At 58.4% G+C, this 23,293-nt stretch carries 24 protein-coding genes and 1 tRNA gene; 10 read left to right on the top strand and 15 right to left on the bottom strand.

The window, feature by feature from the left end:
* Window positions 1–85: 85 nt before the first annotated feature.
* Together BM352_RS04765 and BM352_RS04760 are read right to left on the bottom strand one after the other, a co-directional pair.
* Window positions 86–1,528, bottom strand: a complete 1,443-nt coding sequence (locus BM352_RS04765) for an NAD-dependent succinate-semialdehyde dehydrogenase (protein ID WP_090213173.1) — start codon at window positions 1,526–1,528, stop codon at window positions 86–88.
* A complete protein-coding gene (locus BM352_RS04760; protein WP_245780914.1) occupies window positions 1,525–2,520 on the bottom strand; it encodes an aldose epimerase family protein in 996 nt (331 codons plus the stop codon). The genes BM352_RS04765 and BM352_RS04760 overlap by 4 nt, the downstream gene beginning before the upstream one ends.
* Before the next feature lie 253 nt (window positions 2,521–2,773).
* Here BM352_RS04760 and BM352_RS04755 point away from each other — a divergent pair, with 253 nt between their 5' ends.
* Window positions 2,774–3,682 carry a 2-dehydro-3-deoxygalactonokinase gene (locus BM352_RS04755; RefSeq protein ID WP_090213171.1) on the top strand — a complete coding sequence of 303 codons (909 nt, stop codon included), beginning with the start codon at window positions 2,774–2,776 and terminating at the stop codon, window positions 3,680–3,682.
* A gap of 109 nt (window positions 3,683–3,791) precedes the next feature.
* Window positions 3,792–4,634 carry an SMP-30/gluconolactonase/LRE family protein gene (locus tag BM352_RS04750; protein WP_090213168.1) on the top strand — a complete coding sequence of 281 codons (843 nt, stop codon included), beginning with the start codon at window positions 3,792–3,794 and terminating at the stop codon, window positions 4,632–4,634.
* A 68-nt stretch (window positions 4,635–4,702) separates the two neighbouring features.
* Here BM352_RS04750 and BM352_RS04745 read toward each other — a convergent pair.
* Window positions 4,703–4,779: transfer RNA gene (locus tag BM352_RS04745), tRNA-Met, on the bottom strand.
* Window positions 4,780–4,891: 112 nt separating this feature from the next.
* Between BM352_RS04745 and BM352_RS04740 the strand changes: the two genes are divergently transcribed.
* Window positions 4,892–6,307 (top strand): FAD-binding oxidoreductase, encoded by a 1,416-nt coding sequence (locus BM352_RS04740; protein ID WP_090213165.1) that lies wholly within the window; start codon window positions 4,892–4,894, stop codon window positions 6,305–6,307.
* A gap of 8 nt (window positions 6,308–6,315) precedes the next feature.
* Here BM352_RS04740 and BM352_RS04735 read toward each other — a convergent pair whose 3' ends face one another.
* A complete protein-coding gene (locus BM352_RS04735; RefSeq protein ID WP_090213160.1) occupies window positions 6,316–7,017 on the bottom strand; it encodes an HAD family hydrolase in 702 nt (233 codons plus the stop codon).
* A 113-nt stretch (window positions 7,018–7,130) separates the two neighbouring features.
* On the opposite strand from BM352_RS04735, the gene clpS reads away from it, so the two are divergent.
* Genes clpS through BM352_RS04720 form a run of 3 tightly spaced genes read left to right on the top strand, consistent with a single transcriptional unit; the run spans window position 7,131 to window position 9,329 of the window.
* Window positions 7,131–7,451 carry an ATP-dependent Clp protease adapter ClpS gene (gene clpS / locus BM352_RS04730; protein ID WP_090219854.1) on the top strand — a complete coding sequence of 107 codons (321 nt, stop codon included), beginning with the start codon at window positions 7,131–7,133 and terminating at the stop codon, window positions 7,449–7,451.
* 21 nt (window positions 7,452–7,472) lie between these two features.
* Window positions 7,473–8,483, top strand: a complete 1,011-nt coding sequence (locus tag BM352_RS04725; protein ID WP_090213158.1) for a class I SAM-dependent methyltransferase — start codon at window positions 7,473–7,475, stop codon at window positions 8,481–8,483.
* A gap of 39 nt (window positions 8,484–8,522) precedes the next feature.
* Window positions 8,523–9,329 carry an SDR family NAD(P)-dependent oxidoreductase gene (locus BM352_RS04720; RefSeq protein ID WP_090213155.1) on the top strand — a complete coding sequence of 269 codons (807 nt, stop codon included), beginning with the start codon at window positions 8,523–8,525 and terminating at the stop codon, window positions 9,327–9,329.
* A 6-nt stretch (window positions 9,330–9,335) separates the two neighbouring features.
* Here the strand turns inward: BM352_RS04720 and BM352_RS04715 are convergent, their stop codons facing one another.
* From BM352_RS04715 to BM352_RS04705, 3 genes are all read right to left on the bottom strand, one after another.
* Window positions 9,336–11,294 (bottom strand): bifunctional 2',3'-cyclic-nucleotide 2'-phosphodiesterase/3'-nucleotidase, encoded by a 1,959-nt coding sequence (locus BM352_RS04715; protein ID WP_090213153.1) that lies wholly within the window; start codon window positions 11,292–11,294, stop codon window positions 9,336–9,338.
* Between the two features lie 95 nt (window positions 11,295–11,389).
* Window positions 11,390–12,436, bottom strand: a complete 1,047-nt coding sequence (locus BM352_RS04710) for an alcohol dehydrogenase family protein (RefSeq protein ID WP_090213150.1) — start codon at window positions 12,434–12,436, stop codon at window positions 11,390–11,392.
* 119 nt (window positions 12,437–12,555) lie between these two features.
* Window positions 12,556–13,314, bottom strand: a complete 759-nt coding sequence (locus tag BM352_RS04705) for a DUF1013 domain-containing protein (protein ID WP_090213147.1) — start codon at window positions 13,312–13,314, stop codon at window positions 12,556–12,558.
* 140 nt (window positions 13,315–13,454) lie between these two features.
* Between BM352_RS04705 and BM352_RS04700 the strand changes: the two genes are divergently transcribed.
* Window positions 13,455–14,087, top strand: coding sequence for a ribonuclease T2 family protein (locus BM352_RS04700; RefSeq protein ID WP_090213145.1), 633 nt, complete (start codon window positions 13,455–13,457; stop codon window positions 14,085–14,087).
* 297 nt (window positions 14,088–14,384) lie between these two features.
* Here BM352_RS04700 and BM352_RS04695 read toward each other — a convergent pair whose 3' ends face one another.
* Window positions 14,385–15,374: an NAD(P)H-quinone oxidoreductase gene (locus BM352_RS04695; protein WP_090213142.1), complete on the bottom strand. Its 990-nt coding sequence runs from the start codon at window positions 15,372–15,374 to the stop codon at window positions 14,385–14,387.
* Window positions 15,375–15,383: 9 nt separating this feature from the next.
* Window positions 15,384–16,067 (bottom strand): COQ9 family protein, encoded by a 684-nt coding sequence (locus BM352_RS04690; protein WP_090213140.1) that lies wholly within the window; start codon window positions 16,065–16,067, stop codon window positions 15,384–15,386.
* A gap of 111 nt (window positions 16,068–16,178) precedes the next feature.
* Between BM352_RS04690 and rpsU the strand changes: the two genes are divergently transcribed.
* The gene (gene rpsU, locus BM352_RS04685; RefSeq protein WP_090213137.1) at window positions 16,179–16,385 is read left to right on the top strand and encodes a 30S ribosomal protein S21; all 207 of its coding nucleotides are present in this window, start codon (window positions 16,179–16,181) and stop codon (window positions 16,383–16,385) included.
* 292 nt (window positions 16,386–16,677) lie between these two features.
* Here the strand turns inward: rpsU and BM352_RS04680 are convergent, their stop codons facing one another.
* From BM352_RS04680 to BM352_RS04660, 5 genes are all read right to left on the bottom strand, one after another.
* The gene (locus BM352_RS04680; RefSeq protein ID WP_090213135.1) at window positions 16,678–17,271 is read right to left on the bottom strand and encodes a hypothetical protein; all 594 of its coding nucleotides are present in this window, start codon (window positions 17,269–17,271) and stop codon (window positions 16,678–16,680) included.
* Between the two features lie 12 nt (window positions 17,272–17,283).
* Window positions 17,284–17,418 (bottom strand): aa3-type cytochrome c oxidase subunit IV, encoded by a 135-nt coding sequence (locus tag BM352_RS04675; protein ID WP_090213133.1) that lies wholly within the window; start codon window positions 17,416–17,418, stop codon window positions 17,284–17,286.
* An 80-nt stretch (window positions 17,419–17,498) separates the two neighbouring features.
* Window positions 17,499–17,957 (bottom strand): DUF6173 family protein, encoded by a 459-nt coding sequence (locus tag BM352_RS04670; RefSeq protein ID WP_090213130.1) that lies wholly within the window; start codon window positions 17,955–17,957, stop codon window positions 17,499–17,501.
* Window positions 17,958–17,960: 3 nt separating this feature from the next.
* Window positions 17,961–18,992, bottom strand: coding sequence for an MBL fold metallo-hydrolase (locus BM352_RS04665; RefSeq protein ID WP_245780913.1), 1,032 nt, complete (start codon window positions 18,990–18,992; stop codon window positions 17,961–17,963).
* Window positions 18,989–20,695, bottom strand: a complete 1,707-nt coding sequence (locus BM352_RS04660; RefSeq protein WP_090213127.1) for an acyl-CoA dehydrogenase — start codon at window positions 20,693–20,695, stop codon at window positions 18,989–18,991. Before BM352_RS04660 ends, BM352_RS04665 begins: the two co-directional genes overlap by 4 nt.
* 140 nt (window positions 20,696–20,835) lie before the next feature.
* Between BM352_RS04660 and BM352_RS04655 the strand changes: the two genes are divergently transcribed.
* On the top strand, window positions 20,836–21,777 hold the full coding sequence (locus BM352_RS04655; protein ID WP_090219849.1) for an L-threonylcarbamoyladenylate synthase: 942 nt from the start codon (window positions 20,836–20,838) through the stop codon (window positions 21,775–21,777).
* Here the strand turns inward: BM352_RS04655 and BM352_RS04650 are convergent.
* Window positions 21,769–22,338: a YqgE/AlgH family protein gene (locus BM352_RS04650; RefSeq protein WP_090213125.1), complete on the bottom strand. Its 570-nt coding sequence runs from the start codon at window positions 22,336–22,338 to the stop codon at window positions 21,769–21,771. The two genes, BM352_RS04655 and BM352_RS04650, sit on opposite strands and share 9 nt — an antisense overlap.
* A 53-nt stretch (window positions 22,339–22,391) precedes the next feature.
* On the opposite strand from BM352_RS04650, the gene BM352_RS04645 reads away from it, so the two are divergent.
* A complete protein-coding gene (locus BM352_RS04645; protein ID WP_139229785.1) occupies window positions 22,392–23,288 on the top strand; it encodes a protein-disulfide reductase DsbD domain-containing protein in 897 nt (298 codons plus the stop codon).
* Window positions 23,289–23,293: the final 5 nt, after the last annotated feature.

Below are 23,293 nucleotides of genomic sequence, written 5' to 3'. Positions count from 1 at the left end.
CCTGCCACAAACATGATCAAACGCAAGAAAAAGGGGCGCACCCGCGCCCCTTCTCAGCCCCTCACCGATGAGCGAGCTAACCAGATCAGAAATCCACGGCAGTGTATTTGACGTCCTGATAGTCTTCGAGTCCTTGGCTACCGCCCTCTTTGCCAAGACCACTTTCCTTGACCCCGCCAAACGGCGCTTCAACGGTGGTGATCAGGCCAGAGTTGATGCCGATCATCCCGTACTGAAGCTTCTCGTTCAACTTGAAGATACGGCCAATGTCGCGGGTGTAAGCATAGGACGCCAAACCGAAATCTGTGTCGTTCGCCCATGCAATCGCGTCATCCTCATCCGTGAACCGGAATACAGGCGCCAGCGGTCCAAAGATCTCCTCTTTGGCGAATTTCATATCCTGCGTGGCCTCAGTCACAATCGTTGGCTCAAAGAAGCTATGACCGTTGCCATGACGGCTGCCGCCCGTGACGACTGTGCCGCCCTTGGTTTTGGCGTCAGCAATGAACTCTTCAACCTTCTCCACCGCATCCATGTCAATCAGTGGGCCTTGCTCAACCCCTGCTTCGCGACCGTCTCCTACCTTGAGGTTCTCAACCGCAATTTTCAGCTTCTCGACGAACGCGTCATATACGCCGTCTTGCACATAGATGCGGTTTGCGCAGACGCAGGTTTGGCCAGAGTTGCGGAATTTCGACACCATCGCGCCCGACACTGCGGCGTCCACATCGGCGTCATCGAACACCAAGAAGGGGGCGTTGCCGCCAAGCTCCATGGAGAGCTTTTTCACCGTGTCAGCCGATTGGCGGATCAGCTCTTTGCCAACCTCGGTTGAGCCGGTGAACGTCACTTTGCGAACGCGCGGGTCGTCCATAATTGCCCCACCGATTTTGCGGGCGGAACCGGTGAGCACGTTGACCGCCCCCTTCGGATAGCCGACCTCTTCCGCCAACGCGCCCCATGCCAGTCCGCTATAGGGCGTCGCAGTTGCAGGCTTGGCGACCACGGTGCAGCCGACAGCCAAGGCCGGAGCAATCTTGCGGGCCAGCATTGACGACGGGAAATTCCAAGGGGTTATCATGCCAACCACCCCAACCGGATGTTTGGTGACCAAGAAACGGCGGCCATTGCTCGGCGCGGGCACAATCTCACCCTTGGCCCGACGGACTTCTTCGGCGAACCAGCGCACATATTGCGCGCCGATCCCGATTTCGCCCATCGCCTCAGCCATCGGCTTGCCCATTTCCACGGTCAGCAGTTCAGCCAGCGACTTCTGGTTATCCATTAACGCGTCATGAAGCTTCCACAGGAGCCCAACGCGCTCCATCAAAGGCATACCAGCCAAGCCGTCAAACGCCTCTGCCGCGGCATCGATCGCGCGGCGCGTTTCAACGTCTCCGCAGGCTGGAACCGTGCCAATCACCTCGCCTGTTGCGGGGTTCGTCACATCAATCGTGTCGCCACTGTCAGCGCCGACCCAACTGCCTCCGATGAAATTGGCCTCTTTCAGATATTTCGAATAGCTCATAGTGCGTTACCTTTGGAAAACGAAAATTGCGTCTGTTGTGAATAGGTCTCTCCGGGGCGCAGGATCGCGTTTGGAAAACCCTCTTGATTGATGGCATCTGGCCAAAGTTGCGGCTCCAGCGCAATGCCTGCATTGGCCTCGTAAACCCGACCACCAAGGCCGCGTGAGGCAGGCGCCAGCTTGAAGCCATCATAGACCTGAAGACCGGGCTCCGTCGAGCGTATCTCCATTGACACGCCGGACTTCAGCGAGCGTAAGGACCCGATCCGGCGCAGGGCCTGCCGCTCATCAGAGAGGCACAGGTTGTTGTCGATGAAGACCTCGTCATGAATGGGCCGCTCGACCCTAAAATCATAACGCGTTCCGGTCACGTCACGGCTTTGACCTGTCGGGATAAAATCATAATCAACGTCGGTCATACTGTCCGCATTGATCTGCATAACATGGTCTCGCGTTGTCGGACCGCCATCCAAATTCCAATAGGAATGATGCGCGAAATTGCACACTGTCGGGGCTTCCGTTTTCGCCTCAAGCCTTACATCGAGAACCCCACCGTCCAAGCAAGCGTAGGTGCAACGGGCGGTCATATTGCCTGGATAGCCCATTTCACCATCCGCCAGATCAAGACGTAACGTGATGCGATCCTGCGCGACGGACTCAACGATCCAGTTACGCCGACCAGCACCCTCGGATCCGCCATGCAGATGGTGCCTGCCCTCGAAATTGCGGTCGACCTGATAAGCCGTGCCGTCAATCTTGAACTGCCCTTGACCAATCCGGTTGGCGCAGCGACCGACGATCGCGCCAAAATAGGAGTCGTCCACCAGATAGGACGCGAGGTCTTCGAATCCCAGCGTCAGCGGCGCTTCGTGCCCTGACAGGGTTAGCTCCTGCACCGCGGCCCCGAAGGACAGGACATGCGCCACAAGGCCGCCGCCCTCGATGCGATGCCGCGAGACTTCGCTTCCGTCGGGCATCTCTCCAAATTTCACGGGTTCGTTCCTCCCAAATCGATCGCAGCGCGCGGTGCGCGAGCTACGTCAAAATCTGCGCCTAACAAAACCGACCCGCGTTCTGCCTGCAAGGACAGTTCTATAGGTTGCGCCACTTACGTGCCTCGGTTTTGCGCAATTTGGGTTCGGGCAATCAACGCCTCGCGAATGGTATGTTACCCAAGGGCAGCTTCACGACCGCAATGACAACTCTGCGCTTGGTCATACTTATTGATGTGGTAGTAACTGTTTGATGTCTGAAGAGATTACATATCCCGACTGGATTGCCGTCGATTGGGGGACCTCAAATCTGCGGGTTTGGGCGATGACCGCCGAAGGGGAAGTTCTGGCCGAAAACGGGTCGGATCAAGGGATGTCCGATGTGGCGCCGGACGAATTCGAGGTAACTTTACTGTCGCATATCGCGCTCTGGCTCGGCAGCGGGCAAACACCTGTGATTGCCTGCGGTATGGTCGGCTCTCGCCAAGGCTGGGGTGAAGCGCCCTATCGCGCTGTTCCCACCACGCCTTTGGGCACGCTCCACACCATACCCTGCCGCGATCGCCGTATCGCGATGCATATTCTACCCGGTCTTAAGCAAGAGCGATCTGCCGATGTCATGCGCGGCGAGGAAACCCAGATCGCGGGTTATCTTGCCGACAATCCTGAATATGACGGCATCTTGTGCCTTCCCGGAACGCATACGAAATGGGCACATATCAGTGCCGGTGAAGTCGTGTCTTTTCAGACCTTCATGACCGGTGAGATGTTTGACCTGCTCAGCCACCAATCAGTGCTGCGCCATTCCATCGGCGATGGCGGCGGTCTGGATCACGAGGCATTCGTAGGCGCCATCGCGGACACCATAAGCCGCCCCGAAGCCGTCGCCACACAACTGTTCAAAGTCCGCGCTGTTGACCTGCTGTATGGGGCAGACCCATCCGTCTCGCGGGCGCGATTGTCAGGCGTGTTGCTCGGTTTGGAACTGGCAGCGGCACGGCCCTATTGGTTGGGTCAGCCTGTTGTTCTGATCGGCACCCCTGCGCTAAACACGCTTTACGCCAAAGCGCTCTCTGCCCAAGGGTTCGAACCCGCAGCTTGCGACGCCAATGAAGCAACCCTGAAGGGGTTGTTCGCCGCTTATAGGGAGCTTGTGGCATGAACGCCTGTTCACGACCGATCTCCGCACATGAAATCCCGCCTGTCTGCAACGCGCTGGCTGCGACAGGCCTGCACCACGCAACACACAGCGCAGTTTTTGAGTGAGTAGCATGATACATGACGATCGCGCCTGCATTCTGGGCGAAGGTGCCTTTTGGCACCCCGAACTAAACAAGCTTTTTTGGTGCGATATCATCGGGCGTCGGTTGCTGTGCGACGACGGGAACGAATGGGCGTTTGACGAACACATCTCGGCAATCGGCTGGATCACAGAGACCTTGTTGATCATCGCCGGCGAGACATCACTTTTCACCTTCGATCTGGGCACGCTTGCGAAAACCAAGCTAGTTGATCTGGAAGCGGATAACAGCGTCACGCGCTCCAATGATGGGCGGGTCGACCCGTATGGCGGCTTTTGGATCGGCACTATGGGCAAGAACGCCGAGCTGGATGCGGGCGCGATCTACCGATATTACAAGGGCGAGCTGCGCCGACTGTTTGCGCCGATCACCATTTCGAATGCAATTTGCTTCTCTCCTGACGGCGGCTCGGCCTACTTCACCGACACATATTTTTCTCGTGTGATGCAGGTCGCTTTGGACCATGACGGATGGCCGCGAGGCGCGCCGACACGGTTTGTCGATCTTAGCGAGGAAAGCCTGAACCCGGATGGCGCGATTACCACCGATGACGGCGATGTGCTGATCGCCCTCTGGGGCGCTGCAAAAGTCGCACAATACGGCCCTAACGGCGTGTTGAAGGGCAGCTTTTCGATGCCATCCGACCATATCACCTGCCCCGCCTTGGGTGGGCCGGATATGACCACCCTGTTTGCGACCTCCGCCTTGCAAGGATTGTCTGCCGCCAAACGGCATGCGCAGCCAGACGCGGGCAAGACCTATGCCATTGAAACCCTTTTGCGGGGCCTCCCCGCACCGCAGTTCATCCTGTAATCACCGGTGACAGGTGAGTGCGGCAACAAAAAAACCCGCGGAGGCTTCGCAGCTTCCGCGGGCTTATTTGGTGGCGTTACCTGGACTTGAACCAGGGACCTAACGATTATGAGTCGTTCGCTCTAACCAACTGAGCTATAACGCCAGTGGGCGGGAGATATGAAAACGCGGCGTCGGGGTCAAGCGGGAATCTCAGGTTTCGGACTTGCCATAGCACCCGTTGCAAGAGAACTTCCCTGTGAAACCGGAGGCACCCCATGACACTGCTTGATAATCTGCGCGAAATCGTGGGCGACGCCCATGTCCTGCTTGATGGCGATACTTCGAAGTATGACCATGACTGGACTGGCAATTATCGCGCGACACCCATTGCAGTTGTGCGTCCTGCCTCCACCGAAGAAGTCAGCGCCGTGGTCAAAGCCTGTGCTGCGACGAAAACCGCAATCGTTCCCGTTTCCGGAAACACGTCCCTTGCGGGCGGAACCTATGCCAAAGATGCAGTGATGATATCGATGGAGCGGTTGAACCAGATCCGCGAAATCCGTCCCGATGCGCGCATAGCGATTGTGGGTGCGGGGGCAGTGCTGTCGTCGATCCATGACGCAGTGGACGCTCATAATCTGGTGTTCCCGCTGACGTTCGGCGCGAAAGGGTCTGCGATGATTGGCGGCGCGCTCAGCACTAATGCCGGTGGCTCGAACGTCGTGCGCTATGGCTCGACGCGCGGTCTGTGTCTTGGGTTGGAAGTCGTGATGCCGGACGGACAGATCATGAACTTGATGAGCGAATTGCACAAAGACAACTCCGGCTACGACTTGAAAGACTTGATGATTGGCGCCGAAGGCACATTGGGCTTGATCACCTCTGCAGTTTTGAAACTTTTCCCAAAGCCGCGCGCCTATGCCACGGCGATGGTCGCGGTTCCGGACTTTCCCGATGCGCTGACCTTGCTGAATGACCTGCAAGCCGCAACAGGCGGTTTGGTCGAGGCATTTGAGTACATGGATGCGCTTTACGTGACTGACCACCTGACGATGTTCCCCAAAGCCCGCGCGCCCTTCGAGAACCGCCACGACATCAACATTATGGTAGAGGTAGGCGCGACAGCGCCAAGCCTTGCTGACCAACTTCCCGACGGCACCGTTCCGGTGGTTACCCTGTTAGAGAACACTCTGGCACAGATGATGGAAGACGGTCGGGTCGTCGACGCGGTTGTCGCCCAAAACGAAGCGCAACGGCGCGAGATGTGGGAACGTCGCGAGGCGGCGGGCGAGGTGATGCTGATCCGCAAGCCAATGATCAACAATGACATCTGCGTTCCCGTGGATAAGGTCGCGGACTTTTTCCAGCGGATCGATGCGAGGTTGGCGACCCTAGATCCCGATTCACTGCACACATCAGTCAGCCATCTCGGCGACGGGAATATTCACTTTTTGATGTTCCCCACCAAAGGCGACCCGCAGCATATCGACCTGCTGACCGAAACCGTAGAGAATGTGGTTCTGTCACTTGGTGGCAGCTTTTCGGCCGAACACGGAATTGGGCTAACCAAGAAGCCATCAATGGCCCGCCGCAAAGACAAGGTGGCGCTGGCGGTCATGCGCGCGGTGAAGGCTGCCATTGACCCCGATAACATCATGAATCCCGGAAAGGTCCTGCCGCAAACGAACTGAAGGTTCGTTCACGCAAGTTCTGAAATTAACGGCTGCAGTTCGCTCAGGTTGCGCAGGACCCGAAATCGTGGATGCTCCACAGGGGCCTCCGCCTTTTCGATCTCCCATTCGAACTTGGCTGGAACATGCACGCCCCACCCCCCCGCCTCAATTGCGGGCACCACGTCGGATTTCATGGAATTGCCCACCATCACCGCACGGTCAGGTCCGTTTCCGTGGCGCATGAAGGCGCGGATATAGGTCTGGGGCGTTTTGTCAGCTACGATTTCTACCGCGTCGAACATCTCTCCCAGACCTGATTGCGCCAGCTTGCGCTCTTGGTCCAAAAGGTCACCTTTGGTAATCAACACCAAGCGAAAGTCGCGCCCAAGTGCTTCAACCGCGTCTTGTGCATGCGGAAGCAAATGGATCGGATGGCGCAGCATCTCCTGACCCGCCTCGACAATCTGCTGAATGACCGAAGCCGGCACCTTTTGATCCGTCACCTCAATCGCTGTCTCGATCATCGACAGCATGAAGCCTTTGATACCGAATCCGTAATGGCCTAGATTTTTGCGTTCGGATTGCAGAAGACGGCCCGCCAGATGTTCCGGATCCGCGTAATCCTTGAGCAAGTCATAGAAAAGGTCTTGGGTCAGGCGGAAGAATTCCTCGTTCTGCCATAGGGTATCATCGGCATCGAAACCGATTGTCGTGATCTTGTGAACCATTTGACGCGATGCCCCCCTTTTCTGGACTCATATGTCGCTTATATAGTAGGGCTCTCCAACCGAAAGCCTGCCGCCGCAAGGGAAAGCCAAAAGTGACCCCGTTCGAGATCACCATGTCTGACAACGATGACGATTCCGAGGGCAGCACCTCGGTCGCCACAAAGACGAAGCCAAAGACCAAGCGTCCTCCTCTGTATAAGGTGATGCTACTCAACGACGACTATACCCCGATGGAGTTTGTCGTTCTGGTTCTGGAGCGATTCTTCGGCCTCAATCACGCCCAGTCGGTAGAGATTATGCTGACCGTGCACAAAAAAGGGCTCGCCGTTGTCGGCGTGTTCGCTTTTGAAATTGCTGAAACCAAAGTGGCGCAGGTAATGGATTTCGCCCGCCGCAACCAGCATCCGCTGCAATGCACGATGGAGAAAGAGTAGGCCCCGCGCCTGCCGCCCCCTATGACAGATACCCGCTTTTCCTTGGCTCTAGCACAAGAACTGCTGAGCCTTCCCGATGGTGCGCTTGCCGTGCTGAACGCGTCTGGCGACAGCGACATGTCTTTCGCGGCAGCCGATCGCCTGCACCTCAGCCAAAGCTTTTACCCAGATCACAAAGCTTTGGCCTCGCGCGGTTTCTCGGTCACCGTCACGGCAGAGACCCCTGTCGCTGCCAGTCTGGTGATGTGTCATCGCTCCAAGCCCGCGACGTTCGACCTGCTGGCTCAAGCCGTGAACCTGACCCAAGCGGGAGGCATCGTCGCTGTTGAGGGCGCGAAGACCGACGGTGTTGAATCCGTACTCAAGGCTGTTCGTGCGCGGTTCGGCGGCGTGGAGGTCTATTCCAAGGCTCACGGTAAGCTGTTCTGGTTCACGCGTCCCGACACGCAGCCCGACCTGACTGACTGGACGGCCAAACCCATCACCCTTGAAAGCGGTTTTGTCACCTATCCCGGGGTGTTTTCCGCAGATGGCGTGGACAAAGGCTCTGCGCTGCTGGCCCAACATCTGCCAGACTTCAAAGGCCCCGTGGCTGATCTCGGCGCGGGCTGGGGATATTTTTCGCGCAAAATCCTGTCCTCGGAGGGCGTCAAATCGCTCGACCTTGTCGAGGCTGACCATCACGCCTTGGAGGCCGCTAAGCTCAACATCACCGATCCCCGCGCTACATTCCACTGGGGCGACGTGACGTATCATGTCGGCAGCAACTACGCTGCAGTGGTTTCCAACCCGCCGTTTCATGTCGGTCGCAAACCTGCGCCGGAGCTGGGGCAGATGTTTATCCGACGCGCGGCCGACATGCTGATGCCAAAGGGCCAATTCTGGATGGTTGCCAACCGCAACTTGCCCTACGAGCAAACCCTCAACGAACGTTTCGGCCAAGTTGACACAATCGCCCAAACAGCGGGCTTCAAAGTGATCTGCGCCCGCCGCCCGATGACGACTTCGCAAAGCACTCGCACGAAGCGCTGAATCACCCTATTCTGACGTAATTCAATCGGAGCCATACCCATGTCGTTTTCCATCGCAGGCAAGACCGCAATTATCACCGGTGCCGCCAATGGCGTCGGTCTGGCCATCGCCCGCCACTTCATTGCAGAGGGTGCCAACGTGATGATGGCCGATCGCGACGAAGAGCAGCTCCGCGCTGAAATGGGCGATGTCGCTGGCGAGGATAGCACTGCTCGCATCTTCTCGTGCGACCTCCGCGAGAAGCTCAGTCAGGCAAATCTGCTCTCCGCGACCATCGATGCATTTGACCGCGTGGATATTCTTGTGAACGCCTCCCGTCAGGTGATGCCCACGGATCCGTTGGATGACGAAGACGACTCGGTCGAGCATCTGCTGCAACAGAACCTGATGTCGGGCCTGCGACTGAGCCAGTTGATTGCGAAACGCATGATCAAACAAGCCGAAGACGCCGAAGAAGGTGAAATGGCCGGCTCCATCGTAAACCTGTCTTCTATCGCTGCACGCCGGTCGCGCCCCGGTTTGATGGGGTATTCGATCTCTTGCGCTGCACTGGACCAGATGACGCGCACAATGGCCATCGCGCTTGCGCCGCACCACATCCGCGTCAATGCCGTGGCCTTCGGCTCTGTCATGAGCGCCAGCCTGAAAAACTCGCTGAAGGCAACGGTAGACCTGCGCGATGATATCGTTGCCCACACACCGATGGGCCGGATCGCCCCTGCCACCGAAGTGGCAGACGCTGTTCAGTTTCTATGCTCTCCCGGCTCCAGCTTTATCACCGGCGAGATCATGACAGTTGACGGCGGTCGCGCCCTTCTGGATCCGGTTGGCACCGCCGCTCACTAGGCTTTTTCAAAGCGTAATGCGGAAGCGGGCGAAACCATCTGGACCTTCGCCCGCAGCTTCAATTTTTACGCTGGTGACATCACCGATATATTTGCTGGCCGCAGGACCCGTGTCGAACAGCACAGACGTGTCGGCCAAGGGCGCGAAGGTCCAGTTGGCGTCCGCCCGCGGGCTCACGGTGCCCTTGTCCACGATATAGCGCACGATCACGTCGCGATTGGTGTCAGGCCCCTCGAACACGATCGTGTCGCCCGTGCCGGGGAAGCTGCCGCCGCCCGACGCGCGGTAGTTGTTTGTCGCGATAATGAACTCTTGCGCAGGATCGATTGGCTTGCCCTCGAAGGTCAAGTTCACAATGCGGCTCGCATCCGGATTCAGAGGCTCGCCTTTGGACGTGAACTTGGACGGCTGCGACAGGTCGATCTGGTACTCGACACCGTCAATCACGTCGAAGTTGTAGCTGGGAAATTCAGGATTCAGCAGAACCTGATCGCCTTCGCCCGCTGTGATCTGGTTGAACATGCCGGCGGAACGCTCCAGCCAGTCCTTCACTTGCGCCCCTGTCACGCGCACCGCACGCACCGTGTTGGGGTAGAGGTAGAGGTCAGCCACGTTCTTGATCGCCACGTCTCCCACAGGCACGTCGGTAAAATACTCCGGCCCGCCACGACCACCCGCCTTGAACGGCGCTGCGGCAGACAAGATCGGCAACCCCTCATGCTCGGTGCCTTTCAACTGGTCAGCGATATACCAGACCTGCGCGTTGGAGACGATCTGCACGGATGGGTCATCCGCCACCAAGGCAAAGTAGCTATGCAGCGGCGCGTCGGTCTTGCCCACAGCGCGGCGCACATAGGCGAGCGTTTCTTCATGCTCCTTGGCAACCGAGGCCAGAACAGCCTCGTCACTTTCAACCAGAGCTGTGATTGAACGGTCTTCGTTGCGCTTCGATATCGGCCGCGCCTCCGACATGTGGGAGACAATTTTCCACTCATTGCCGGACCGCTCCAGCATCAGGTCCACCACCCCAAGGTGCGAGCCCCAGAACCCGCCCATCGCGGCGGGCTTACCGTGGATTGTGCCCTTCTCGGCGTCGACGCCAGCAAACTCTGCGAATTTCGGGCCGGGGAAAACAAGGTGGCTGTGCCCGGTCAGGATCGCGTCAATGCCATCGACCATCGCCAGCGGCACGGACGCGTTCTCCATCCCGTCCGTGTGATCCGCCGCCCCGATGCCAGAGTGGCTGAGCGCGATGATAATATCGGCCCCCTGCTCTTTCATCATCGGCACATAGGCTTTGGCGGTAGCCACGATGTCACGCGCCTGCACGTTTCCTTCCAGATGCTTGCGGTCCCAGTTCATCACCTGCGGCGGAACAAAGCCGATCAATCCCACCTTGATCGGGTGGCTGTTGCCCTCCCCGTCGGTCACGGTGCGGTCCAAAATGACGTATGGTGGCAGCAGGGTTTTGTCCTTGGTCGGCTCCGCTCCCATTTCCTTGACGATATTGGCGGACACGACCGGGAAGTCAGCCCCTGACAGCGCCTTGGTCAGGAACTCCAACCCGTAGTTGAATTCGTGGTTGCCCAATGTCGATGCATCAAAGCCGACGGTGTTCATTGCTTGGATGACGGGGTGCATGTCGCCCTCTTTCATGCCGCGCTCATAGGCGATGTAGTCACCCATCGGGTTGCCCTGCAGGAAGTCGCCATTGTCGATGAGCATGGAGTTCGTGGCCTCCGCGCGAATGTCACCGATGATCGACGCGGTGCGGGCAAGACCCACAGTGTCCACAGGTTTGTCGCCATAATAGTCATAGGGGAAGACATGCACGTGCAGGTCGGTCGTCTCCATGATCCGCAAATGCGCCTGATTGGCGGCTGCGCGGGCAGAAAACGGGTGAACTGCGATCAGAGCGGCAGTGCCCATCAGGAAGTGGCGGCGGTCGAGTGTCAGCTGTGTCATATCAGATCCCCTTTGTTCATCCCTCAAGTTGGCATCTATTTGCCTGAGTCCCACAACAGTTTTCTGACAAAGGTCCGGTTTTCGCGTCCCTCCGCTTAATCGACCTTTAGAACGATCTTGCCGATGTGGTTCTTCTCTTGGAATGCCTCTTGAGCCTTGTCAATGTCGCGCAAGCCGTAGGTCTCGGCCACAAGCGGCTTGATGTCCCCAGCCTCGATGAGCCTCACGAGATTCCCGAAAACCTCAGGCTCAAGATTGGTGCAGCCAAAGAAACTCAGGTCCTTGAGGTAGAGCGTGCGCACGTCCAACTCGACAATCGGTCCACCAATGGCGCCGGATACGGCATAGCGCCCGCCAGATCGCAGAATGTCCAACAGCGAAGGCCACTTCGGGCCAGCCACAAGGTCAACCACCACATCCACGCTGCTCGCTCGCAATTCAGCCACATAGTCATCGTCACGCGTCAGGGTTTTTGATGCGCCGAGGTCCATCAGCGTTTGCGATTTAGACGGGCTAGTCACGGCGATGACACGCGCCCCGCGCGCCCGCGCAAGCTGCACTGCTGCCGACCCGACGCCACCCGACGCGCCCGTGACCAACACTGTCTCGCCCGATTTGACGCCAGCCCGCGTCAACATGTTTTCCGCTGTGGAGTAAGAGCATGGGAAGGACGCCAGTTCTACATCGGTCAAATCGGCTGTGACACGATAGGCATGGCGCGACGCGACGCGCGTGAACTGCGCGAAGCCGCCGTCGGTCTCGGAGCCAAAATACCACGGGCTGTCCAAATCCTTGCCGTCTGCCTGGCGAAGGGACGGCTCAATCAAGACCCGTTCGCCCAAGCGTGCGGGATCAACTCCTTCGCCAACAGCAGCGATGTGGCCACACACATCCGCCCCTTGGATGCGCGGGAAGCACAGCGCCTGCCCGTTCCATGCAGCATCATCTGCGTCGGCATCCCCCTTGGAATACCATCCGATGCGCGTATTGATGTCAGTGTTGTTCACGCCAGCTGCGTTGACGCGGATCAGAACTTCGCCCGTGCACAACTCTGGCACCGGCAAGTCCTCGCGCCACTCCAACATCTCCGGCCCGCCATGGCCAATCATTACGATGCCTTGCATTTTTTCCGGAATGTTCATGGCCGTCTCCATGCGTGTTTCAACCCTGACAGTCTGCGCCCAAGCGTGGGCCGTCAAACAGAAAGCGCCGCTGTCCAATCGGGCAGCGGCGCTCAAAAAGTCAGCAATGCTGAAAGGTATTAATCGTCATCTTCGTCCGCGCTTGGCGCGTCGGGCAGGTTGAACAGGCTGTCGGCATCGACCAACAGGTTGTCATCCTCTTCCTCGTCGTCGTTTTGGTCATTGCCCGACAAGGTAAAGGTTTCCAAACCGGAAATGGCTGTTGGTAGCGCGGTTTCCAGCTCACCACCCAACGACTGCTCTGTCGAGACCAACTTGCGGCGCTCTTCATCGGTCAGGGCAGTACCTTCCTTCAGACGCTTGGCATTGGCTTTTTGCACAGCGGCATCAAGCTCGGACTGTTTGCACAGGCCCAGGGCAACTGGATCGATTGGCTGAATGTTTTGGATGTTCCAGTGAGTCCGCTCGCGGATCGCGTTGATTGTCGGCTTGGTGGTGCCGACAAGTTTGGACACTTGGCCGTCAGACAATTCGGGGTGGAATTTCACCAGCCATAGGATCGATGCAGGGCGATCCTGACGCTTGGACAGCGGTGTGTAGCGTGGGCCACGGCGAACTTCTTCGCCCTCGGCGGCAGCATTGTATTTCAGCTTCAGGCGATATTTGCGATCGTCTTGTGCTTTGTCGATCTCTTCCTGAGTCAGCTGGTTGTTGGCGATCGGGTCAAACCCCTTCACGCCCGCGGCGACATCACCATCGGCAATGCCTTGGACTTCCAACTCGTGCAGGCCACAGAACTCCGCGATCTGCGGAAAGGTCAGGGTCGTGTTGTCCACCAGCCAAACAGCGGTGGCCTTTGCCATAATGGGTAGTGCCATTGATCTCTCTCCTACTTGCCGCATCTGCGGACACAACTTCCCCGTCACCCGGCTTAGGGGCTGTCCCGGTTGGAACAAGTTCGTGATGTTGGGGAACTTGCTGGCTATATAGGGACGGATTCACATTAGGGGAAGAGAAAATGCGCATGTTGTTGGCCGCTTTGCTGATCTTGGCCGCTCCGGCTTGGGCCGAAGGGGAGCGCGCAGGCGATTTCGACTATTACGTTTTGTCGCTAAGCTGGTCGCCCACGTGGTGCGCTCTCGAAGGTGACGCGCGTAACGCCGACCAATGCGACCCGCGCCATGACTACGGCTGGACCTTGCACGGGCTGTGGCCGCAGAACGAGCGGGGCTGGCCTTCCTATTGTCGGACGACGGTACGCGACGCGTCACGCGGCCAAACCAAAGCCATGACCGATCTGATGGGGTCCGGCGGCCTCGCGTGGCATCAGTGGAAAAAGCACGGGCGCTGTTCCGGCATGTCCGCCGCCGATTATTTCGAAACGTCCCGCCGCGCCTATGCCGCGGTCTCGCGACCTGAGGTGTTCCGCAAACTACCGAATTCAGTGAAACTTCCAGCCAAAGTCGTCGAAGAGGCGTTTCTGGAAGCTAACCCTAGTCTTACCGCCGATATGGTTACCGTCACGTGCAAGCAGCGCCGGATCCAAGAGGTCCGCGTTTGCCTCACAAAGGACCTTAAACCCCGAGATTGTGGGCGCGATGTTCTCAATGACTGCACAATGCCGAACGCGCTTCTTGACCCAGTTCGTTGAAGTTAAACATTATTACCAAGCTTTGCGCTTTTTGGATCGCGTCGGGGATTGTTTCGCAGAATTCCCCTTAAAACTTTCGGACTGGTATGGTATTCCTTACCTGTGCGGTACTTCCTTTGGGGGAAGGAATCATGTGTTTTTGTTGCAAATCGGACAGGTAAATGCGGGACCATTGTACGGTCACGCCCCTATTCGATGTTGGATTTTGCTGCCAACGATTTTTACGAGTGTTGTAGCCCTAGGGCTAACCGAGGGGTAAATGGTTCAAGCCGGGTCGACCCCCGACCCGGCTTACTTTTACGCCACTTTCAGAACGATTTTTCCAATATGGGTAGAGCTTTCCATATGCGCGTGGGCCTTCGCGGCGTCCTCTAGCGCGAATTCGCTATCCATGACCGGCGCGATGGCCCCCGACCCGATCAAGGGCCAGACATGCTCTCGCAACGCATCGGCAATCCGGGCTTTGGCAAGGTCGCTTTGCGGTCGCAGGGTAGAACCGGTGATCGTCAGCCGCCGGACCATCAACTGGGCAAAGTTCAGCTCGACCTTCGGGCTTTGCAGGAACGCAATTTGCACCAGCCTCCCGTCATCAGCCAAGGCCCGGACATTGCGCGGTAGGTAATCTCCACCGACCATATCCAGAATCAGATTCGCTCCGCCTTCTTGCTTGATGATCTCGACAAAATCCGCTTCGCGATAATTAATGGCTTGCTCTGCTCCCAAAGACTTGCAGGCCACGCATTTGTCATCACTGCCTGCGGTGGTGAACACCCGCGCACCCAGTGTTTTCGCCAATTGAATCGCCGTCGTGCCAATCCCGGACGAGCCGCCATGCACCAAAAACCGCTCCCCCGCTTGAAGGCCGCCACGCATGATGACGTTGGAATAGACAGTGAAGAATGTCTCCGGCAGAGCCGCTGCTTGCGCCATGCTCAGGCCTTTGGGCACTGGCAGGCAATGGGCCGCAGCTGTGCGAACATATTCGGCGTAGCCGCCACCGGGAAGCAAAGCGCAGACTTCGTCGCCCACGCTTAGTCCGGAAACGCCCTCTCCCAATGCGGCCACAGTGCCCGCGCCCTCAAGCCCCGGAAGCGGGGACGCTCCTTTGGGCGGGTCATACAGGCCTGCACGTTGTAACGCGTCAGGACGGTTCACCCCTGCATAGGCCAGCTTGATCAGAACTTCGCCATAGCGCGGATGCGGCACGTTCGCTTCAGCGGATTGCAGCACGTCAGGGGCGCCGGGCTTGGTGATCTCCACCACCCGCATCGTCTCGGGAAGCGTCATGTCAGGTCCTTACTTTGAATTGGTGTGTCCGGGCAGGTCAGAGTCGAACCCCGATCCCGGCGCTTTGAGTTGCGACAGCAACCAATTCGGCCCCGCCATCAGTTTCGAGGTCAAAGGGTTGGCGTTCACTTGGGCTTTGACCTTCTCGATCTGCATCACGTTATCAATGCGGCGATCAAGGAAGTCCCACGTCGCCGCGTGGTCTTCGCTTTCGTCGCCCAGCCAGAACAGAACAGTCGCGCCATAGACGGCCGACAGTGTTGCACGCTTGGTGTACCAGTTGTGGTCTTTGGATTGGTCGCCAAGCGCAGTCCAGATGGCATCCGCCGTCCCCCAGAGCAGCTTCGCGCCCTCAGCCGCATGCATCGGCAGGGCAAAGAAGGCAGAGCCACGGCGCACCGCTTCCTTATCCACGGCAGCGGCTTCCAGCCGGTAGCGCACGCCAGCGGCGATTCGGTCACGAAAGCGCATGGACAGCAGGTTGGATGATTTGAGCCGCGCGACCATTTGTGCGTCGCCGCGTTGATGAAAAGCCACCGCCAGATCAAGCGCCCCGCGCGGATATAAGGATCGCGCCAGTGCGGCGTCCACGCCGCTGTCCTCGATTGCTGCTTCAAATGTCTCTTTTGACCACCCGTCGAAGGTCACATGAGGCAAGCTGGCATCTAGAATTTTGGTCTTCGCGTCGTCCATGGCGGGCTCCTTCCGGGGGCTTACTTCCTTGGTAGACAAGTTAGAACGGCTTTGCTATATCGCCACTTCCTGCACTTTTGCAAATCTAACTTAGGAAGGTGGTGACACCACATGCAGGTTAGCGTTCGCGACAACAATGTCGATCAGGCTCTCCGCGCTCTGAAGAAGAAACTTCAGCGTGAAGGCGTTTTTCGTGAAATGAAGCTCAAGCAACATTTCGAAAAACCTTCTGAGAAGAAAGCACGCGAGAAGGCCGAGGCCATCCGCCGCTCCCGCAAGCTGGCTCGTAAAAAAGCACAGCGCGAAGGCGGCTTATAAGCGTCAGTCTTTAAGCATGAAATAATTGCCCCCGCAGCCTAGGCTACGGGGGTTTTTTGTTTTTCCGGCACCGACAGGAAACACCTAAACTACATATGGGGGCCGCGGGCAGACCGGCAAACACACGCTAAACAACCCGCAGGACACTCAAAAAGGCCTACTCGCTAACAAACTCGTCAATCATCCCCCCCAAGGAACTTGTTACTTCGTCTGTGAGTCTGATCTTTACAGAAAATTAACTAATTTGCGCGTGCAAAAAGTGTGAAACTTGGCGTGAATTGGTGGCGAAGCGTCAGGCGCCGCCGGGCAGTTTCGCGGAGTTATCGTCCGGGTCGTCGTCATAAACCTTGCGCGTTTTGACACCCGGGAACTTCGCAAAGGCTTCCATAGTTTTCACCGGGAAGAAGGTAGATTTGATGCTTTCGAACCCGGGCAGACGCCCAAGGATTGCGCTTGTGGACTGTGAACAGGACGCCTTGGGCACAGCGCCGTAGGAGGCGGCCTCTTTGATGGCCAGCTCTGCCACTTCAGGCGACACCTGAACTTCCTGCAACACCGTGTGGTAGGTCTCGCGGGTGTGGTAATCCACATACACGTCGACCATGCGGTCGGTCATTCCATAGTGCAGGTCGTTGCGTTCCGGCGCGTTGGGGCTCCACCACGTGCCCGCCGGATCCCACACCACCCGTTGCGAGCCGTTAATAAGCAAGCCAGTGTGCCCACCTGCGCCAGACCGGTTATTGATCACCGTGATCAGCGTCAGAGTCGCAGGGCCTGCGTGCCGATAGGCTTTGGCGCGAATCTCTTCGTCGGGCGCCCATACAGACTCCGCTCCGCAGGCTGCCAGCAAAGCAAGCAGCCACACTGATACAAATAACCGTTTCATTGTCGGAGTGGATTAACCGTTCACAAGCGCCAGAAGCACCAGAAAGACGATGATCCCGATCACAGAATAGGTGGTGAACTTCACGAAGCCTTCAAAGGTTTTCTCGTGGTCTTTGATGTCCATGGAGCCGTGTTCGTGCTCAGCCATTGTGTTTCTCCGTTGTTAGCGTTTTGGGTGAATTAGCGGATTCTTTTGGCGCTGTCACGCGTCAGTCGGACGCGGGGGCTTTATGCGGTCCCCAGATCCTGCGCCAGACGGAAGCCAATGCGGTTAGGTTCGGGCTGATCCACGTTCTTTGGCAAAGCACGCAACTGAACATTCAACTGGCTCACATGCTGGATCTGTTGCGTCCGCGCACCCGCAGGATCGGCGCCGTAGAAGGTAATCACATCGGGGGCATAGAACCCGATCCCTTCGATCCGCATCACGCCTGCATCCCCGCCAACAAATCCCATCGCAATTTCGTGGTTGTTGTCGAGCTGCTCTTCAAAGTTCTTGATATAGAGAATGAGCCGCTCATAAGCCCATTCCGCAGGTGATTTCTGCTCAATCGGCGTCTTTGACATCGCGTCCGGCAAGGGCTGTTGTTCTGGCGTCGGCCCACAGTTTCCGACATGCACCACACCCGCGCGACGCAATGCGTTGGCTTCAATCGCCTCGGCGGTGGTCTCGATCTTGTTGTCCATCTGTCACGCCTCGCTTCGCTGATACGTATAAGCTCCATCATCGCGCAACATGCGGGTGGCTTGTCCAGACAAATAGAGGTGAGCGCAATGCGCCACGCTTTCGACCAGTGCCAGCCCGTATTCGCCGCCGCGGATTTCGCGTTTGAACAGCGGCAGGAAACACTCATGGGCCGTTTTGGGTGTGTCGAGATGGTCAAGCAATCGTTCCAGCGCGCCATGATGGTTGTCGACAAGCTGGCGCATCCGAACAGACAGGCCGGTAAAGGGTAGTTTGTGGCCTGGCAAAACCAGTTGGTCCGGCGTGGCAAAAGCCCCAAGTCGTTCGCAAGCCTCCAACCAGTCGGCAACCGGGTCGGCCTCAGGCTCCGTTGGGTAGACGCCAAGGTTCGGGCTGATCGACGGCAACAACTGGTCGCCCCCCAGCACAAGGCCGTCCGTCCAAAACGTCGCATGTTCCGGCGCGTGGCCATTGCCGATGCGGACCGTCCAGTCGCGCTCGCCCGCGCTGATCACATCGCCTTCGCGAATGCGACGATAACCCAGCGGCATCGGGGCAACGCAATCAGCGAAATTGAACGGGCGTTCCTCCGCGCGCTGCGCATAAATCTCCGGCGCCATGCCGGCCCGCTTCCAGAACTGGAGAGATTCTTGCGTTGGGCGATCCTGCTCGTCCAGCACCAGCATTCGGGCCATCAGCCATGCGGTTCGGGTCGTGACCAGCTCTGCCCCATGTTCGGACTGGAACCAGCCTGCCATGCCGATGTGGTCGGGGTGATGGTGGGTGACGATCACGCGGCCCACTGGTTTGCCGCCAAGCGGCCCCGCCAACAGCTTTTCCCAAATCGCGACCCCGCGCTTGGAATAGAAGCCCGTATCGACAATGGTCCAGCTGTCGCCGTCATCAAGCGCATAGATGTTCACGTGGTCCAGCTTCATCGGCAAGGGCAGGCGCATCCACAAGATGCCCTGCGCGACCTCTATCGCCGCGCCCTCTTCGGGGATGTCGGGGAACGGGTAGCTGAGCGTTTCGCTCAAGCCACCAAGTCCTCTTCACTCAGCGCATACAGATCGCTGGCCCCTTGGCGCACATGCTCGGCCAAGCCAATATGTTCCGGCAGCAGACGCTTCATATAGACCGTCGCAAGACGCCCGCGCGTGGTGTCCGATCCGGCGGCATTCGCGGCGCAAAGGTGGTAGTAACCGCCAAGCACCCGCGCGAACAGACGCAGATAGGGAACAGCGCCGGCAAAGCGATCATTCATGTCCTGCTCCACCAACCATTCTGTGGTTTCGCGCAGGGTTTCTGCCGCGCTGAACACCGGTCCTGCAAGATCCGGCACATTGGCTTTGCAGTTTTCGGCATAGGCCTCGATCTCGTCGATCAACGCATATGCCGCCTCGCCGCCATCCATCATTTTTCGGGCCACTAGGTCCATAGCCTGAATGCCGTTAGTGCCCTCGTAGATTGCCGTCACACGAACGTCGCGCAGATATTGCGCGGCACCGGTCTCTTCGATGAAACCCATACCGCCATGCACCTGAATGCCCTGCTGCGCAACATTGATGCCTGTGTCTGTCCCGAATGCCTTGGCAATCGGCGTCAGCAACGCTGCCCGTGCCGTCCATTCTGGCGCGCCAGTCGCAGTTTGCATGTCGATCGCCACAGCGCAGGCCGCTGCGATGGAGCGGGCTACAAACACGTCGGCCTTCATCTCCGCCAGCATCCGGCGCACATCAGCATGGCCCAAAATTGTATCGCCCTCTGGCGTTTTACCCTGCTTGCGGTCTTGCGCGTAAGCCAGAGCATGTTGGTATGCGGCCTCTGCCACAGCGATCCCTTGTCCCCCAACACCCACACGGGCGTTGTTCATCATGGTAAACATCGCGGCCATGCCGCCATGAGGCTTGCCCACCAGCCAGCCTGTCGCGCCGTCATATTGCATCACGGCAGTGGGCGAGCCGTGCAGGCCCATTTTATGTTCCAGCGATACCACTTTCAGCGAGTTCGCTACGCCAGGCTTGCCGTTCTCGTCAGGGATCAGTTTGGGCACCATGAACAGCGAAATGCCCTTCGTGCCGGGTACACCGTCTGGCAAACGGGCCAGCACCAAGTGGCACACGTTCTCGCTGAAGTCGTTATCTGCCCAGCTGATGTAGATTTTCTGGCCGGAGATCGCGTAGGTGCCATCGCCATTGTCCTCGGCCTTCGACTTCAACGCCCCCACGTCAGAGCCGGCTTGCGGCTCCGTCAGGTTCATCGTGCCGCACCACTCGCCCGAAATCAGTTTGGGCAGATAAAGGTCTTTCAACGCGTCAGAGGCGTGGTGCTCCAGCGCCTCGATCTGGCCTTGGCTCATCAACGGATTCAGTTGCAGTGACAGGCAGCTCCCGCCCATCATCTCGTTCACTGCGTTCTGCATCGAAAACGGAAGGCCCATGCCGCCATATTCGGGGCTCGCCGCCATGCCGATCCAACCGCCTTCGGCAATCGCTTTGTAGCCGTCGCCAAACCCAGGGGATGTGCGCACAACACCATTTTCCAGTTTTGCAGGATGCAGGTCGCCGTTTCGGTTCAACGGGGCCAGAACCTCGTTCGCCATCTTGCCCGCTTCTTCCAGAATGGCCGAAACCATGTCTGGCGTTGCCTCGGCAAATCGCTCCGTCGCGGCGACTTTGTCGAAGCCGACCACGTGATCAAGCAGGAACTGGTAGTCGGCGGTTGGGGCGCGATAGGGCATTGTCTGTCCTCGTATTGGCATCTAGCAGCTTTGCATGCGGCCACTGGATCAGCTAAAGGGGCTTTAAAATCCGTTTCACTGTGCCGATGCGCGGCTTTGGCATCAAGCAGAACGCAACGTCAAAATCAGGTCCGACCCCAATGGCCAGCCTACAAACGCTTTCTCTCGGCCCTGCCGATTTGGCTAAGGCTTCCAAGCTGTTGCAAGATGGCGGCTTGGTGGCCTTCCCAACCGAGACCGTCTACGGCCTTGGTGCAGACGCCCGCAACGGCACGGCTGTCGCCGCCATTTACGCGGCCAAAGGGCGCCCCAGTTTCAACCCGCTGATCGTGCATGTCGCGTCGCTTGAGCAGGCCGAAACGCTCGCCCATTTCGACGATGACGCCCGCGCCTTGGCACAAGCGTTCTGGCCCGGCCCGCTGTCGTTGGTGCTACCCCTGAAAGACGGCCACGGCTTGTCTTCATTGGTCACAGCGGGGCTTGATACCGTCGCCATTCGTATGCCCGCCCAAAAGCTCGCTCGTGATCTACTTCTTGCGGCGGGTTGCCCCGTTGCTGCGCCCTCGGCCAACCCGTCCGGCCAGATTAGCCCGACCAAAGCTGCGCATGTGTTGTCCGGACTTTCGGGCCGCATTGATGCCGTGCTGGACGATGGCCCGTGCGAGGTTGGCGTCGAAAGCACTATCGTTGCGACTAACCCTGTGCGTCTGCTCCGGCCCGGCGGGCTACCAGTCGAGGCACTTGAGGCCGCAATTGGACACCCATTGCCGCAAGACCTGAACCCCGACACGCCCAACGCCCCAGGTCAGTTGACGTCCCATTACGCTCCAAACGCGCGGGTCGCCCTCAACCAACGCGAAGGCGCGTTGATGCTTGGTTTTGGCGCAATCGACGGTCAGCTGAACCTATCGCAGTCGGGGGACTTGCACGAAGCCGCAGCGAACCTGTTTGCCATGCTTCGTCAAATGGACGCGCTGGCCGACGACGGGCAAACCATCAACGTGGCGCCGATCCCGATGACCGGTCTGGGTCTGGCGATAAATGATCGTCTCACAAGGGCCGCAGCCCCGCGTTCAGGCTGAGCCGCCACCCGGCGACAGCATCAACGGGTTGATCCCCATCAAGTCCAGCGCGCCGGTCCATTTGGCGTCGTTTTCGCCCTCGAACACCAGATCGCTATCCGCGTCGCAAATCAGCCAGCCATTGTGCTGAATCTCTGCCTCGAGCTGCCCGGGGCCCCATCCGGCATACCCCATTGCAAGCAGGCAGCGCTCTGGCCCGTCTCCGTGGGAGATGTCTTCCAGAATATCCAAAGTCGCGGTCAGACCGTAACCGCCATCAATCTCCAGAGTGCTATCGGTGCTATGATAGTCTGGCGAATGCAGCACGAAGCCGCGCCCATAATCCACCGGTCCACCGACATGCACCCTGATTTGCCTTGAACGTGGCGCCTCGGGGATGTCGAGTTGCTTCAGTAGATCGTTAAACCGCAAATCCCGCGCGGGCTTGTTAACGATCAGCCCCATCGCGCGATCTTCGGAGTGCGAGCACATAAAGATCACCGACCGCTCAAAGCGCGGGTCCCCCATGTCTGGCATGGCAATCAGGAGTTTTCCGGCTAGTTGGGTAGAATCAAAGCTCATGGCTCCAAGGTGGCGACTTGCGCCACGGCAATCAAGCGGCACCGAAGCCGCAGATGGCATCATATGTCAGTGTCTCGCTCAAACGTGAGTTTATTGTCATATTGCAAGCCGCTATCGAGGTCGGCATGAACAACACCCCCGTCAAATCTTGGTTGGCTGCGTGCGCCTTACTTCTTGCCACGCCCCTCCCTGTCGCCGCGCAGATCGTGGAGACGGGCGCATCGGATGTGGTCAAGGTAACTCTTCTACCAGGCTGGCGCGACTCCAGCGGGACGCACTTTGCAGCGCTCAAATTTGTGCTGGCGCCGGGGTGGAAAACATATTGGCGCGCGCCGGGCGACGGCGGAGTTCCGACACGTTTGGACCTGTCCAAGTCGGCGAACCTTCACGGTGTTAAGGTTCTCTGGCCAAAGCCAGAAGTCTTCCACGAGAACGGCCTGCGCTCAATCGGGTATCGCGATCAACTGGTGCTGCCCTTCGCGTTCGCGACTGCGACTGACGGCACCGTCAAGATTGACGGCTCGCTCGACTTTGGCGTCTGCGAAGAAATCTGCCTGCCTGTTCATCTCGACCTTAGCTTCCTGCTGCCACCAAAGCAGGTTGCCAATGTCGAAGAGATCTCGACCGCCATGCGCCAGAGACCCGTTCCAGCGCAGCGCGCGCAGGTGCAACGGGTGAAGTGCGATGTGACCTATTACGAGGCTGGCGCGCACATCGATGTCGAAATCGACATGCCGCCCCTGAAAGGGCGCAACGAAGCATTGGTCATTGAGGCCAGCGGCTCGGATTTGTGGGTCAGTGAGCCAACAGTCGTCCGCACCGGCAACACATTACGCGCCACGGCGCAAATCTCTACGCGCGACAAGACACCGTTCCGTCTGAATATGGATCAGGTGCGCATGACGGTGATCACGACGCTCGCCGCTGTGGACATCAAGGGCTGTTCGTAAGGCCG

The organism is Litoreibacter janthinus (assembly GCF_900111945.1).
Classification (GTDB): domain Bacteria; phylum Pseudomonadota; class Alphaproteobacteria; order Rhodobacterales; family Rhodobacteraceae; genus Litoreibacter; species Litoreibacter janthinus.
The sequence above is the reverse complement of the archived record's forward strand: the minus strand, read 5'-3'. Positions and strand labels throughout refer to the sequence as shown.